12 protein-coding genes are annotated in these 13,284 nt (G+C 72.7%); 7 read left to right on the top strand and 5 right to left on the bottom strand.

From position 1 onward, the window contains the following. Window position 1: 1 nt before the first annotated feature. The 4 genes from E1262_RS19190 (at window position 2) to E1262_RS19175 (ending at window position 3,202) form a co-directional block, all read left to right on the top strand. Window positions 2–679 (top strand): RNA polymerase sigma factor, encoded by a 678-nt coding sequence (locus E1262_RS19190; protein ID WP_238992984.1) that lies wholly within the window; start codon window positions 2–4, stop codon window positions 677–679. Beyond that, on the top strand, window positions 676–939 hold the full coding sequence (locus E1262_RS19185; RefSeq protein ID WP_203454051.1) for an anti-sigma factor family protein: 264 nt from the start codon (window positions 676–678) through the stop codon (window positions 937–939). Before E1262_RS19190 ends, E1262_RS19185 begins: the two co-directional genes overlap by 4 nt. Window positions 940–1,008: 69 nt before the next feature. Then, the gene (locus E1262_RS19180; RefSeq protein WP_132104741.1) at window positions 1,009–2,274 is read left to right on the top strand and encodes an MFS transporter; all 1,266 of its coding nucleotides are present in this window, start codon (window positions 1,009–1,011) and stop codon (window positions 2,272–2,274) included. 49 nt (window positions 2,275–2,323) lie between these two features. Next, window positions 2,324–3,202 carry a hypothetical protein gene (locus tag E1262_RS19175; protein WP_132104740.1) on the top strand — a complete coding sequence of 293 codons (879 nt, stop codon included), beginning with the start codon at window positions 2,324–2,326 and terminating at the stop codon, window positions 3,200–3,202. Between the two features lie 287 nt (window positions 3,203–3,489). Here the strand turns inward: E1262_RS19175 and E1262_RS19170 are convergent, their stop codons facing one another. Next, a complete protein-coding gene (locus tag E1262_RS19170; protein ID WP_132104739.1) occupies window positions 3,490–4,359 on the bottom strand; it encodes a helix-turn-helix transcriptional regulator in 870 nt (289 codons plus the stop codon). 116 nt (window positions 4,360–4,475) lie between these two features. On the opposite strand from E1262_RS19170, the gene E1262_RS19165 reads away from it, so the two are divergent. From E1262_RS19165 to E1262_RS19155, 3 genes are all read left to right on the top strand, one after another. Next, complete coding sequence (locus tag E1262_RS19165; RefSeq protein ID WP_132104738.1) at window positions 4,476–5,234, top strand: SDR family oxidoreductase; 759 nt, start codon at window positions 4,476–4,478, stop codon at window positions 5,232–5,234. Window positions 5,235–5,387: 153 nt separating this feature from the next. After that, the gene (locus tag E1262_RS19160; RefSeq protein ID WP_162605994.1) at window positions 5,388–6,164 is read left to right on the top strand and encodes a nicotianamine synthase family protein; all 777 of its coding nucleotides are present in this window, start codon (window positions 5,388–5,390) and stop codon (window positions 6,162–6,164) included. 1 nt (window position 6,165) lies between these two features. Continuing rightward, on the top strand, window positions 6,166–7,431 hold the full coding sequence (locus E1262_RS19155; RefSeq protein ID WP_132104736.1) for an ATP-grasp domain-containing protein: 1,266 nt from the start codon (window positions 6,166–6,168) through the stop codon (window positions 7,429–7,431). 6 nt (window positions 7,432–7,437) lie between these two features. On the opposite strand, the gene E1262_RS19150 is transcribed toward E1262_RS19155, so the two are convergent. The 4 genes from E1262_RS19150 to E1262_RS19135 form a co-directional block, all read right to left on the bottom strand. After that, window positions 7,438–8,280, bottom strand: a complete 843-nt coding sequence (locus E1262_RS19150; protein WP_132104735.1) for a polysaccharide lyase family protein — start codon at window positions 8,278–8,280, stop codon at window positions 7,438–7,440. Next, window positions 8,277–9,830: an alkaline phosphatase D family protein gene (locus E1262_RS19145; protein WP_132104734.1), complete on the bottom strand. Its 1,554-nt coding sequence runs from the start codon at window positions 9,828–9,830 to the stop codon at window positions 8,277–8,279. The genes E1262_RS19150 and E1262_RS19145 overlap by 4 nt, the downstream gene beginning before the upstream one ends. A gap of 215 nt (window positions 9,831–10,045) precedes the next feature. After that, window positions 10,046–11,458, bottom strand: a complete 1,413-nt coding sequence (locus E1262_RS19140) for an ATP-binding protein (RefSeq protein ID WP_132104778.1) — start codon at window positions 11,456–11,458, stop codon at window positions 10,046–10,048. A 2-nt stretch (window positions 11,459–11,460) separates the two neighbouring features. Then, complete coding sequence (locus tag E1262_RS19135) at window positions 11,461–13,134, bottom strand: NAD(P)/FAD-dependent oxidoreductase (RefSeq protein WP_420810543.1); 1,674 nt, start codon at window positions 13,132–13,134, stop codon at window positions 11,461–11,463. Window positions 13,135–13,284 lie beyond the last annotated feature (150 nt).

The raw sequence follows: 13,284 nt of genomic DNA, 5'->3' as shown, positions 1-13,284 counted from the left end.
GGTGCCGCCTCCCGAGCTGCCGCCCGACGACGTGCTCACCGGCCTGCTGCTGGCCGGTGACGAGACGGCGTTCGCGCAGGTCGTGGACGCGTGGTCGCCCGGCATGAGGCGGCTGGCCCGGGTCTACGTCTCGACCGAGGACTCCGCGGCCGAGGTCGTGCAAGAGGCCTGGCTCGCCGTCGTCCGCGGCATCGGCACGTTCGCCGGCCGGTCGTCGCTGCGCACCTGGGTCTACCGCATCGTGGCGAACACCGCCCGGCGGCGCGGCGGCCGCGAGGCGCGGACGGTCCCGGCCAGCAGCCTCGGCCCCGCCGGCGAAGTCGGCGACGGAGGCGGCCCCACCGTCGACCCGGCCCGGTTTCTCGGGCCCGGCCACGAGCTCTCCGGCCATTGGCGGCGGCCGCCGGTGCCGTGGCCCGGGCCGGAAGAGGCGCTGCTGGCGGCCGAGGTCCGGGCCGAGGTGGCCGCCGCGCTGGCCGAGCTGCCGGCCCGGCAACGCGTGGTCGTCACCCTGCGCGACGTGCACGGTTACGACGCCGCCGAGGTGTGCTCGATACTGGAGGTCTCGGCGGCGAACCAGCGGGTGCTGCTGCACCGGGCCCGGGCGAGTGTCCGGCTCCGGCTGGAGCGCTACTTCGACCGCGCCGCCGTCGGTGCCGGAGAGGAGGTGCGGCCGTGACCGAGTCGCTGAACGACCCCGTCGACCACCTCGCCTGCGCCGAGCTGGTCGAGCTGGTCACCGCGTTCCTCGACGGTGACCTCGACCCCGCCGCCGAGCGCCGCGTGGTCGACCACATCTCGCTCTGCGACGGCTGCCACCTCTACGTCGACCAGGTGCGGCAGACCACCGACGTCCTGGCCGGGCTGTCCGGCGGCGTGCCGCTGTCACCCGAGGACCGCGAGCGGCTGCTGGCCGCGTTCCGAGATTCCTCCGGCTGACGGCGTAACGTTCCGCGGTCCCGCTGACACTGCACGGGCAGAACCCGTCCCGTCGTCACGGAGACCGCCATGTCGAAGCGCGAGCCCTACCCGAGCACCTTGCGTCGTCGGCTGCGTCCGCTGCAGCTGGCCGTCGTCCTGCAGGGCGTCCTGCTGTGGGTGCCGATCGAGAAGCTGTTCATGAGCGAGATCGGGTTCGACCCGGTCACCATCGGCATCATGGCCGCCGTCTACGCCGCGGTCGTGCCGCTGATCGAGATCCCGTCCGGCATTCTCGCCGACCGGTGGAGCCGTCGGTCGGTGCTGCTCACCGGGACGATCGGCATGGTGGGCGCCTCGCTGATCGGGGGTCTTAGCACCGGCGTGCCGCTGTACATGGTCAGCGCCATGTCCCTCGGCGTCTACTTCGCGATGTCCAGCGGCACCCTGGACGCCGTCGTCTACGACACCGTGCTGGAGGAGACGGGCGGCAGCGACCTGTACGAGCGCAGCATCGGCCGGATCCGGCTGGGCGAGAGCGCCGCGCTGATGTCCAGCGCACTGGCCGGCGGCTGGCTGGCCGGCATGTTGTCGACGCGCATGACCTACTTCCTGACGGTGCCGTTCGTGCTCCTGGCGATCGTGGCGCTGCTGCGGTTCCGCGAGCCGCGGCTGCACGAGACCGGGCAGTCGGAGTCGCTGCGCACGCACCTCGGTCAGACCTACCGGACTCTCGGGCGCCGCGGTCAGGTGCGGCCGATCGTGCTGGCGATGGTGCTGGCCGCCGTCACCACGTCGCTGTTGATCGAATTCGGCCCGCTCTGGCTGGTCGCACTGGCCGTGCCGGCGGTCGCGTTCGGTCCCTACTGGGCGGCGCTGATGGCGGCGTTCGGCTTCGCCGGGGCGCTGGCCGGCCGGGTCCGGCTGGACGACCGGCGGATCGCCGCCGGCGCCACCGTCCTGCTCGCCGCGGCCGGACTGGTGCTCACCACCGGCGCCGCCGCGGTGCTGATCGTGCCGGCCCAGGTACTGCTGGCGCTGCTCACCATCCTGTTCGGCATCCATCTCTCGAAGCTGCTGCACGACGCGGTCCCGTCCACCGTCCGCACCGGCGTCGCGTCCGGCGTCAGCGCGCTGTCCTGGCTGGCCTTCCTGCCGGTCGCGCTGGTCGTCGGCGCCGTTATCGACGGTGGCGGCGTCCGTACCGCCGGCTGGCTGGTTCTGGCGACGGCGGTCCTGACCGGCGTGCTGCTGCTCAGCCTGGCCCGCCGGACGGCGATGTCAACGGCCGACGAGCCGTGCGTGGAGCCGCACGTAGAGCGGTGCGCCGAGGCGGAGCTCGTCGGCGCCCGCTGACGTCCGAAACCTTCAAGCCGAACCCGGCCGGACGCGCGAGTATGGCGGCATGGACATCACCGCTGCTTCCGCGTTCATGGCCGGCCACGCCCGCCAGCTCGACCGGCTCCGGTTCGCCCTGCTGACCGGCTCCGGCGACCGTACGGCGACGCTGGCCGCGCTGGCCGGCTACCGCAACCCCGACGGCGGCTTCGGCTGGGGCCTCGAGCCGGACCTGCGCTCACCGGAGAGCCAGCCCGGCGCCGCGCTGCACGCGTTCGAGGTGCTGGCCGAGACCGGCCCCGGCGACGGTGGCCTCGCCGGCCCGCTGTGCGACTGGCTGGCGTCGGTGACGCTGCCCGACGGCGGGCTGCCGTTCGCGCTGCCGGTCACCGAACCCGCCGGCACCTCGCACTGGTGGATCGGCGCCGACCCGTCGGAATCGTCCTTGCAGATCACCAGCGCGGTCGCCGGCCAGGCCCACCGCGCGGCCCGCCTGGACCCCGTCGTCGCCGGGCACCCCTGGCTGGAGCGCGCCGCCGACTTCTGCCTGCGTGCCATCGCCGCGACCGAGCGGCCGCGCGCCCACGAGCTGATGTTCTCGCTGGTCTTCCTCGACGCCGTCCACGACAGCCGGCCCGAGGCGGCCGCCCAGCTGGAGCGCCTCAGCCGCCTGGTTCCGGCCGACGGCGGCGTCCCGGTCGAGGGCGGCATCGAGGGCGAGGCGATGCACCTGCTCGACCTGTCGCCGGAGCCCGGCGGGCCGCTGCGGGCACTGCTCGACCCGGACGCCGTCGAGAAGGACCTCGACCGGCTGGAGGGGCTGCAGCAGGACGACGGCGGCTGGATCGTCGACTTCGCCTCGGCGTCGGCGGCCGGCGCCCTGGAGTGGCGCGGCTACCAGACGGTGTGGGCGGTGCGGACGCTGCTCGCTCACGGCCGCAGCTAGGTCTGGCTCGCTGGCCTCCTCCGGGGGAACGCCCCCCGGCCAGTGTTGATCTTGGAGTTGTTCGGTCATCCATCGGACATTTCATCCCCCAATTGCCGAACAACTCCAAGATCAACAGGGAGTGTCCAGAGGGAGCTGGAAACCGGTGGATGCCCGCGAAACCGACGGACGCCGGGCCGATCCCCGCCGCAGCCGCCGGTTTCGCGGGCATCCACCGGTATCGCGGGTGCCAGCCACGGCGCCCGTTCCGCGCCGTGAAGACGCCGTCGGGCGCATGCTCTCGATCGTCACATGCGCGTGTGGTCGGCCGCAGCGGGATTTCCGGCCACCGCCGGGGAGATGGTGCTGCTGAGCAGCGCGAGCGCCTGCTCCGACGGGCTGCCCGGTTCCGCGTGATAGGCGATCACCAGCTGGCCGGGCGCGCTGGTGACGGCCAGGGTCTCGTACTCCAGCGTGAGCTCGCCGACCATCGGATGCCGGAACCGCTTGGTGCCGGCCAGTTTCGCGCGCACGTCGTGGCGGGCCCAGAGCCGGCGGAACACCTCGCTCTTCAGCGACAGCTCGCCGACCAGCTCGGTGAGCCGCGGGTCGTCGAGGTCGGCACCGGCGGCGGCGCGCAGGCTGGCGACGGTGTCGGCGGCGAGCGCCTCCCAGTCCGGGTAGACATCGCGCGCTACGGGGTCGAGGAAGAACGAGCGCACCTGGTTGGCGCCCGGGCGCTGGCACGAGTTGAGCGCGGCGGCCAGCGGATTGGCCGCCAGCACGTCGAGGTACCGGCCCACCACGAGCGCCGGCGTGAAAGCCCAACTCTGGATCAGCCGCGCCGCGCCCGGGCTCACTCGTTCCGGCCGCGGGTGCGGCCGGCGCCGCCGCGTGGCCGGGCGGGCCAGCTCGCGCAGGTGGGCGACGGCGTCGTCGTCGAGGCCGAGCACCCGGGCCAGCGACTCGATGACCGGCTCGGACGGATGCTTGTCGCGGCCCTGCTCGAGGCGGACGTAGTAGTCGGCGCTGACGCCGGCCAGCATCGCGACCTCCTCGCGGCGCAGCCCTGGCACCCGCCGCCGGCCGTGACCGTCGGGCAGCCCGACGTCGGCCGGGCGGGCGAGCTCGCGCCGCGCCCGCAGGTATTCGCCGAGCCGGTTGTCACCATCAGCCATGCCATGAGCGTATGACCGCGGCCGGCGCCGCTGGGTGGCCGTGCGACTCCCAGGGTCGGTCCTCCTGGTCGTCACGCGGTCTGGTTGGACCGTTCGTCCGGGCCGACGGTGGAGACATGACTACAGCACAGAGCACTGACAGACTGGCCGGCCGCGTCGCGGTGGTCACCGGCGCGACGAGCGGGATCGGTGAGGCGACGGCCCGCCGGCTCGCCGCCGACGGTGCCGCCGTCGCCGTCGTCGGCCGCCGTGAGGACCGGCTGAAGGCACTCGTCACGGAGATCGGCGCGCTCGCGCTCCCCGTCGACGTGACCGATCACCAGGCGCTGTCTGCCGCGGCCTCCACCGTCCGCGCCGAACTGGGCCGCGCCGACCTCGTGGTCGCCAACGCCGGTGTCATGCAGGCCGCGCCGTTCGAGGCGGCCGACACCCGCGAGTGGGACCAGATGATCGCGACGAACGTCAACGGCCTGCTCTACACGGGCCGCGCCTTCGCCGACGATCTCATCGCCGCCGCGGCCGATGGCGGCCCGGCCGACCTGGTCCACGTCGGGTCGATCGGCGGACACCAGGTCTTCCCGCACTACGCCGTCTACGACGCGACCAAGGCCGCCGTCGCGCACCTGACCCGGAACCTGCGAGCCGAGCTCGGGCCCCGCCGGGTCCGGGTCAAGAACGTCGAACCAGGGCTCGTCCCGACCGAGCTGGGCGACGGGATGCTGGACGGCGCCAACAGGGAGCGGCTGGCGGAATGGCGTGGGTCGATGGAGACGATCACCTCCGACGACATCGCCGAGGCGATCGCGTACGCCGTCGCCGTGCCGGCTCGGCTCAACGTGGCCGAGCTGATTCTCGTCCCGACCGAGCAGGGCTGAGCCCGGCGGCGGTTCTTCGCGTGTTCGTCAGCGCGGCGGCACTCGTCTGTGCCATGATCAGCCGCGATGAACATGAGTCTCACTAGCAACATAATCGGTCAAACCGACTTGACCGACCGTCGCCGGCTCACGGCGGACGACATTACTGCGTCGGTGAGCGACGTGTACCGCGAACTGGCGGGCCTCGACGACCTCCGTCCCGGGCCGGAGGTCGACGGGCTGTTCGCCCGGCTGGTCGGGCTCGTGCTCACCGCTCCCGCCGAGACCGTCCCGGCGGTCCTGAACGACGTCGAGATCCAGGAGCTCGCCCCGAGACTGCGCGCGCTGTGCGGCCGGGGCGAGGGCGAGCTGGAGCTGGCCTGGGCGAACCGCATCGTCGCCGGCCCGGTGCCGCGCGACGAGCTGGCTCGGTTCCCGTACCTCGGCAACTACCGGCAGCTCAGCCGGATGGAGATCGGCATCCTGGCGTCGGCGCTGCCACGGCGGGCGCGGTCGTTGGCGTTCGTCGGTTCCGGCCCGCTGCCGTTGAGCTCGCTGCACCTGGCCGGCGACCTCGACGTCCACGTCGACAACCTCGACCGCGACCCGGTGGCGCTGGCGGCCGGCGCCCGGGTCGCAGCGGCACTCGGGTACGACGCGCTCTGCTTCCGCGAGGTCGACGTCCTGGACGCGGACCTGTCCGGCTACGACGTCGTCGTGCTCGCGGCGCTGGTCGGCGAGACCGCCGAGGCCAAGCGGCGCATCCTCGGCCGGCTCGCGCGAACGATGCGGCCGGGCGCTCTCCTACTCGTTCGCAGCGCCCGGGGGCTGCGCACGCTGCTCTATCCGCTGGTCGAGCCGACCGCTCTCGACGGCTTCGAGATCCTCGCGGAGGTGCACCCGGTGAACGACGTCATCAACTCGGCCATCCTGGCCCGGGCGGGTGGCTGACGTGGCGACGCTGCTCATGGTGGAGAGCTGGGTGCAGTCGACGGGGCTCGCGCTGCCGCCGCTGCTGCGCGAGCTGGGCCACGACTACATCCTGTTCACCAAGGACCCGGCCCTGTACCCGGACGTCGACGGCGCGCCGCACCCGGTGGTGCGCGACGCCGACGAGGTGATCGTCGTCGACACGAACGACCGCGCCGCAATGACCGGCGCCGTCATCGGCATCGTCTGCCGCCGGCGCGTCGACGGCGTGCTCACGACCTGCGACTACTACCTCGACGCGGTCGCCGAGCTGAGCCGGATGCTCGGGCTGGCCGGTGCCTCGCCGGACATCATGCGGCGGGCGGTGCGCAAGGACGCGGTCCGGACGGTGCTGCAGCGGGCCGGGCTGCCCGGCCCGCGGTTCGCCGTCGCCGCGACGTGGGAGGACGCGCTGGCCGGCGCGGCGGAGCTGGGGTTCCCGCTGGTCGCGAAGCCGGTCGACCTCAACTCCGGCACGTCGGTGCACCTGGTCGACGGCGAGGCCGCGCTGAAGGACGCGTTCTACGAGGTCACCGGCGTCGAGCGGAACACCCGGAACCAGCCGCTGGTCCGCCGGCTGCTGCTGGAGGAGGTCCTCCAGGGGCCCGAGGTCAGCGTCGAGGCGGTCACCGTCGCCGGCGAGACGACGGTGCTCGGCATCACCGGCAAGAGCGTGACGCCCTCGTTCGTCGAGGCCGGGCACGTCTTCCCGGCGCCGCTGCCGCCGTCCGTCGCCGCCGAGGTGACCGAGCACGTCCGAGCCGCGCTGACGGCGATCGGCTACTCCCACGGCCTGAGCCACACCGAGCTACGCCTGACGCCGTCGGGACCCCGTATCGTCGAGATCAACCCGCGGCAGGGCGGCGGCTACGTGTTCGACCTGGTCCGCACCGTGACCGGGGTGAACCCGCTGGCGCTGCTGGTCGACCTCGCGCTCGGCCGGACGCCGGATCTCGACGCCACCGCGACCGGTACGGCCGCGGTCGCGTTCGTGCTGCCGCCGGTCGACGGCATCGTCACCGGCGTCGACGGCCGCGACGAGCTGGACGCGAACCCGGCGGTCGCCCGCTGGCAGCTCGACGTTCCTGGGGCGGTCCGCCGGCCGCGCGACAACAACGACCGCGTCGGCCACGTGCTCGCGGTCGACCCGGAGGGCGACCGCGCCGGCGAGCTGGCCGCCACCGCCGTCGGCACGCTGCGGCTGCGCATGGCCGACGGGTCGGTCGTGCAGCCCACCGCAGTCGGCTGAGCCGACTCAGACCTCGAACAGGCCGATCGCGTCCCAGGCGATCCAGGACCCCTCGTCCTTGACCAGCGTCAGGACGTTCTCGCCGGGCCGGAACAGCCCGGCTGGCAGCGGCCGCTCCAGGTACGAGGGGCGCAGCCGGGTGCCGGGCACCGTGGCGTCGCCCTCCAGCGAGCCGCGGGTCGCGCCGCCCTCGAACCGCAGCCGGTCCACCGTCGTCCCGTTGACGTCAAGGACCGCCGAGCCGGGGATGGTGGCATGGCTGTCGATCAACCAGATCGCCAGCCACATCTCGCCCGCCGGGGCCGCCGTCAGGTCGAACCGGAGCCGGAACGTGTGCGTCCGCCGGCCGGCCCACGAGTCCGCCGGACCCGGCTGCAGGTAGCTCCAGCCGGTTCCGGGCGCGTCGGTGCCTACTCGGAAGTCGACGCCGTTGGGGAACGTCGCCGGGTAGCGGCTGTAGCCGTTGGGCGACAGCGCGAACTCCAGGCCCTTGCCGTCGTACCGGCCGACCACCGCGAGCGGTGAGCCGGTCGACGTCACCGAGACCTGGCTGCTGGCCGCGAGCGGTGCCGACGGCCGGCTGCGAGCGCCGGCGGCGTCGACGGTGACGACGCGGTAGGCGAACCGGCGGGCGTTGCCGCCGAGGCTGCCGTGCACGAAGCGCGGGTAGACCGTCTTCGTGAGCAGCGTCGCCGGGCTGACCTCGACGTCGGCGGCGTCGGGCGCGCCGTACACCGCATAGTGATCGACGACGGTGTCCCAGGGAACCGGCGTCCAGTCCAGGACGATGCGGCCGAGCTGTCCCTCGGCGCGCAGGCCGGTGACGGTGCGGACGTGGCGGCCGCTCATGGGAGGCGCTCCAGACCCGGCGCGCCGGCCGGCGTGACGAAACGGGCGACGGTCTCCAGTGGCGCGGTGGCGTCGGCCTCGACCCACGGCACGATCTTGAACTCCGACGTCATGGCCTCTGGCGTGAGCGTGACGTGCACGTACCCGCGGCGGCCGTCGTAGAGCTTGACGTACGGGTGCTGGACCCAGTCGGGGGTGTAGGCGTCCGTGGGCGCGCCGTCGCCGTCGGAGGCGATCGACGTGCAGATCAGCTCGACGCCGACGGTGGCCGAGGCGGGGTCGGCGAAGTCGGCCTTCAGCTCGGCGGCGACGTGCCTGTGGATGTCGCCGGTGAGCACGACGGGGTTGTTCGTCGTCTGCATGGCGGCCAGCAGCCGGCGCCGGTTGGCCGGGTAGCCGTCCCACTGGTCGGTGCGGTTCGTCGTGATGGCCGCGACCGTGACGCCGTTGGCGATGACGTTCCATCGGGCCGGTGAGGTGGCGAGGCCGTCGTAGAGCCACGCCTCCTGGTCCGTGCCGAGGATGGTCCAGTCCTCGCGATTCTGGTCCGCCGCGTCCATCGGGAGCGGGTCGCGGTACTGCCGGGTGTCGAGGACGTGGAGGCGGACCAGCCCGCCGTCGCCGAAGCGGCGATACACCGTGCTGTCCGGGCCCTCCGGCAGCGCCGACAGCGAGACCGGCAGGTTCTCGTAGAACGCGCGATAGCCGACGGCGCGCAGGTGCACGAAGTGCTCCGGGCTGACGCCGTACCGCGACCCGTCGGCGCCGTAGTTGTTCTGTACCTCGTGGTCGTCCCAGGTGACGATCCACGGCGCGGCGGCGTGCGCGGCCTGCAGGTGCGGGTCGGTCTTGAACAGCGAGTAACGCAGCCGGAACTGCTCCAGCGTCTGGATCTCGACGCCGTGCTCGGGCGTGACGGCGGCGCCTTGGCGCCACAGGTTGGAGGACGTGATGCCGTACTCGTAGATGTAGTCGCCCAGGAACACGACGGCGTCGACATCTTCGGCGACCAGGTGCCGGTAGGCGGTGAAATGGCCGTGGTACCAGGCCTGGCACGAGGCGGTGGCGAACCGGAAGACGGCGTCGGCGCTGGCCGGGAGCGTCTTGGTGCGTCCGGTCGGACTCACCTGGCGGCCGACGTGGAACCGGTAGAAGTACTCGCGCCCCGGCTCCAGCCTGTCGACCTGCGGGTGCACGGAATGGGCGAGTTCCGGCGAGGCGACTGCGGCACCTCGCCGGACGACTTGACGGAAGCTCTCGTCGGTGGCCACCTCGTACCGCACCGGCACCGGACGCGGCGGCATCCCGCCGTGGCCGTCGGGTGCCAGCGGCTGCGGCGCCAGCCGGGTCCACAGGACAACGCTGCTGGTGCTCGGGTCGCCCGAGGCGACGCCGAGGCCGAACACGCCGTCGGGCACGTGCTCACCGGCCGCGGTCGCCTCCACGGCGGCGAGTGCCTCCGCCGGCGCGGCGACGCCCAACGCGAGAGCGGCCGAGCTGACGCCGCTGAGCTGCAGGAATGTGCGTCTGTTCAGTCGGGGCTCGGTCACGCCGTCGACCCAATCGAACCCAGGTGACAGAAAGTTGTCCTAGGGGTGACGGGTAGACCTGTGGTCCATGTCCGTTTCGGGCACCCGACCCAGCCGGTTGATCTTGGAGTTGTTCGGCCATCTATCGGGCGAATCGGACCGGAATGGCCGAACAACTCCAAGATCAACGCGGGCGGGCGGGAGCGGCCGAGCCCTCGAGGGTGCGCGGCCGGCTGTCAGCCGGGCGACAGGGGGAGCCGGACGGTGAACGTCGTCCCCTTCGGGCCGGTGGTGAAGTCGATCGTCCCGCGGTGCCGCTTCTCGACGATGCGCTTCGCGTTGTCCAGGCCCAGCCCGCTGCCCTGGCCGACCGGCTTGGTCGTCACGAACGGCTCGAACAGCCGGCCCTGGACCTCCTCGGGAACGCCGCGCCCGTGGTCGGTGACGTCGACGGCGGCGTAGTCGCCGTCGCGGTAGGTGCGCAGCTCGAGCACGCCGTGGCCGTCCATGGCGTCGACGGCGTTGTCGATGAGGTTGGTCCAGACCTGGTTGAGCTCGGCGGCGAACGCGGGCACCGGCGGCAGCGTGGTGTCGTAGGCGCGGTGCACCTCGATGTCGCCGAGCTTGTGCCCCAGCATCACGAGGGTGCTGTCGATGCCCGGATGCAGGTCGACCTCCTGGTGGGCGGCCTGGTCGAGGTGCGTGTACTGCTTGATAGACGCCACCAGGGTCGAGATGCGGTTCGACGCGTCCTCGATCTCGTCCATGAGCGCCTCGGTCTCGAGCGTGTAGCCGAGCCAGGCCAGCGCGGACGGGAGGGCGTCACCCACCTCGGCGGCGACGTCGTCGAAGAAGGTGGTGTCGAGGCCGGCCGAGACGAAGACCGGGGCGACGTCGACGGCACGGTCGAAGCCGAGGTCCTCGAGGTGGTCGACCATCTCGTCCTCGAGGTCGCTCTCCTGCAGCGGGCTGAGCGGGTCGCGCTTCTTCGAGGCGATCTCGACGGCGCGCTCCTGGATGGTGATCAGCCCGGCGATCATCTCCGGGTCGACCGGACCGGACGCGATCAGGCCGAGCTTCTGCCGCATGTGCGCCACCCGGTCGCGCAGCTGTCCGGCCGCCCGTACGGTGGCCGCCGCGGGGTTGTTCAGCTCGTGCGCGAGGTTGGCCGACAACGTGCCCAGCTGGGCCAGGTGCTCGCGCTGCCGCACCGTCGCCTCGGTGGTGCGGATGCCGAGGTACAGCCCGTCGAACAGGTGCACCGCCATCGGGAACCACTTGTGCACGAAGGCCGCGAAGTCGTTGGCCGGCCAGCGCAGGAACCGGCAGTCGGTCACCGCGTGCAGCGACGTCGGGTAGGCGGCGGCGCCGGCTGACGTCGCGAAGGCGCGGACGGCGCCCGCGTAGGAGCCGCGGTAGTCCGTCTCGTTGACGACGACCTCTTCGCCGTCGGCGTGCCGGACCAGCCGCAGGGTGCCGTCGAGCAGCACCCACAGCGCGATGGACGGTTCGCCGGCCCGGTAGACCGTGCCGCCGGCCGGGTAGGCGCGGACCTCGCAGCTCGCGGCGACCTCGGCCAGCTGCTCGGGGGTCATGCCTTCGAAGAGGAACAGCGTGCGCAGCTCCTCGATGTCGATGGGCGTACCCATGGTCACGTCGCCTCCAGATAGCGGTGCACCAGCGTGATCGCCATGGCACCCTCGCCGACGGCGGACGCCACGCGCTTGACGGACTCCGCGCGCACGTCGCCGGCGACGAACACACCCGGGACGCTGGACTCCAGGTGGTACGGGGTGCGGGCGAGCGGCCAGTCGCGCGGCGGCCGTCCGTCGTCGTCGAGCAGGGCCGGGCCCGTCAGGAGAAAACCACGCTCGTCCCGCGCGAATTCCTCGCTGAGCCACGAGGTCGGCGGCTCGGCGCCGATGAACACGAACAGTCGTGTCGCGGGCAGCGTCTGCGTGCCGCCGTCGCGGGTGTCGGTGACGACGATGCGTTCCAGCCGGCCGTTGCCCTCGGCCGCGGTGACCTCGGTGCAGGTGCGCACCTCGATCCGCGGGTCGGCCTCGATCCGCTCCACGAGGTACTCCGACATCCGCAGCCGCAGGTCCGGCCCGCGCACCAGCATGACGACGCGGTTGGCGTACTTGGCGAAGTGCAGCGCGGCCTGGCCGGCGGAGTTGGCCGCGCCGACGATGTGGACGTCCTCGCCCTTGCAGCCGGGCGCCTCGTGCGCGGACGCGCCGTAGTAGATGCCGCGGCCGGCGAAGTCGTCGGCGCCCTCGGCCGGCAGTTGCGACCACCAGACCCCGGTGGCGATGACGACGGCGTGCGCGGTGACCTCGTGGCCATCGTCGAAGCGAACGACCCGTCCCTCGCCCTGCGCGACGACGTCGACGGCCGCGGCCGCGGTGAGCATCTCGACGTCGAAGCGGACCGCTTGGTCGCGGGCGCGCTGCGCCAGCTCGGCGCCGGAGACGCCCTGCGGGAAGCCCAGGTAGTTCTCGATCAGGCTGCTGCGGGCGGCCTGGCCGCCCACGCCGGCGCGGTCGACGAGCAACGTACGCAGGCCCTCACTGGCGCCGTAGACGGCCGCACCGAGCCCGGCCGGGCCACTGCCGATGACCACGAGGTCGTACAGCGGGCTGCCGGCCGTGGTCGCCAGGCCCAGCCGCTCCGCGACGTCGCGCAGCGGCGGGCAGGTGAGCACGACGCCGTCGGGCATGATGACCGCCGGCAAGGCTTCGTCGGGGATGGCCGCGGTCTCCTGCAGCGCCGCGCCCTCGGGTCCGCGCAGGTGCCGGTACGGGACCTGGTTGCTGGTCAGGAACTCCTTGAGGTCCTGGGTCTCGGCCGCCCACTGGTGGCCCAGCAGCGTGACGCCCTCGAAGCCCGGCCGGCTGTCGCGCGCCCATTGGTCCAGCAGCTCGTCGAGGACCGGGTAGAGGTGCTCCTCGGGCGGGTCCCACGGCTTGACGAGGTAGTGGTCGAGGTCGATGTCGTTGACGGCGCGGATGGCGGCCTGGGTGTCCGCGTACGCCGTCAGCAGGACCCGCTTGGCCTGCGGCACGACGTCCATGGCCTGCTCGAGGAAGTCGATGCCGTTCATGCCGGGCATGCGGTAGTCGGCCAGGATGAGTGCCGTCGGCTCGCCCCGCAGGGTCAGCTCGCGCAGGACCTCCAGCGCGCCGGCTCCGGTCTCGGACCGGACGACGCGGTGGTCCGATCCGTAGCGGCGTCGCAGATCGCGGGCGATCGCCCGGCTCACCGCCGGATCGTCCTCGACGGTCAGCAGCACAGGTCCCTGTCGTGGCACTGCCCCTCCCACCAGTCCCTCTGATGTCGTCGGGCCGGGCATGGCCCCAGGTACGGTCACCTTGGCTCGGCGCCTTGCGCCTACGATGTCGAGGAGGCCTCCGACACCCTCTCATCGCCGGTCTGCCCGGCCCTCCTGGCGCCGAACGCTCGGTGCCCCAAG

Origin of the sequence: Jiangella aurantiaca (assembly GCF_004349105.1) — a bacterium.
In the GTDB taxonomy this organism is placed as follows: domain Bacteria; phylum Actinomycetota; class Actinomycetes; order Jiangellales; family Jiangellaceae; genus Jiangella; species Jiangella aurantiaca.
The sequence above is the reverse complement of the archived record's forward strand: the minus strand, read 5'-3'. Positions and strand labels throughout refer to the sequence as shown.

Excerpts from the sequence above, each read along its gene's own strand:
- E1262_RS19150 (WP_132104735.1), bottom strand. The coding sequence starts at position 8,280 with ATGAGCGGCCGCCACGTCCGCACCGTCACCGGCCTGCGCGCCGAGGGA.
- E1262_RS19180 (WP_132104741.1), top strand. The coding sequence starts at position 1,009 with ATGTCGAAGCGCGAGCCCTACCCGAGCACCTTGCGTCGTCGGCTGCGT.
- E1262_RS19175 (WP_132104740.1), top strand. The coding sequence starts at position 2,324 with ATGGACATCACCGCTGCTTCCGCGTTCATGGCCGGCCACGCCCGCCAG.
- E1262_RS19165 (WP_132104738.1), top strand. The coding sequence starts at position 4,476 with ATGACTACAGCACAGAGCACTGACAGACTGGCCGGCCGCGTCGCGGTG.
- E1262_RS19170 (WP_132104739.1), bottom strand. The coding sequence starts at position 4,359 with ATGGCTGATGGTGACAACCGGCTCGGCGAATACCTGCGGGCGCGGCGC.
- E1262_RS19140 (WP_132104778.1), bottom strand. The coding sequence starts at position 11,458 with ATGGGTACGCCCATCGACATCGAGGAGCTGCGCACGCTGTTCCTCTTC.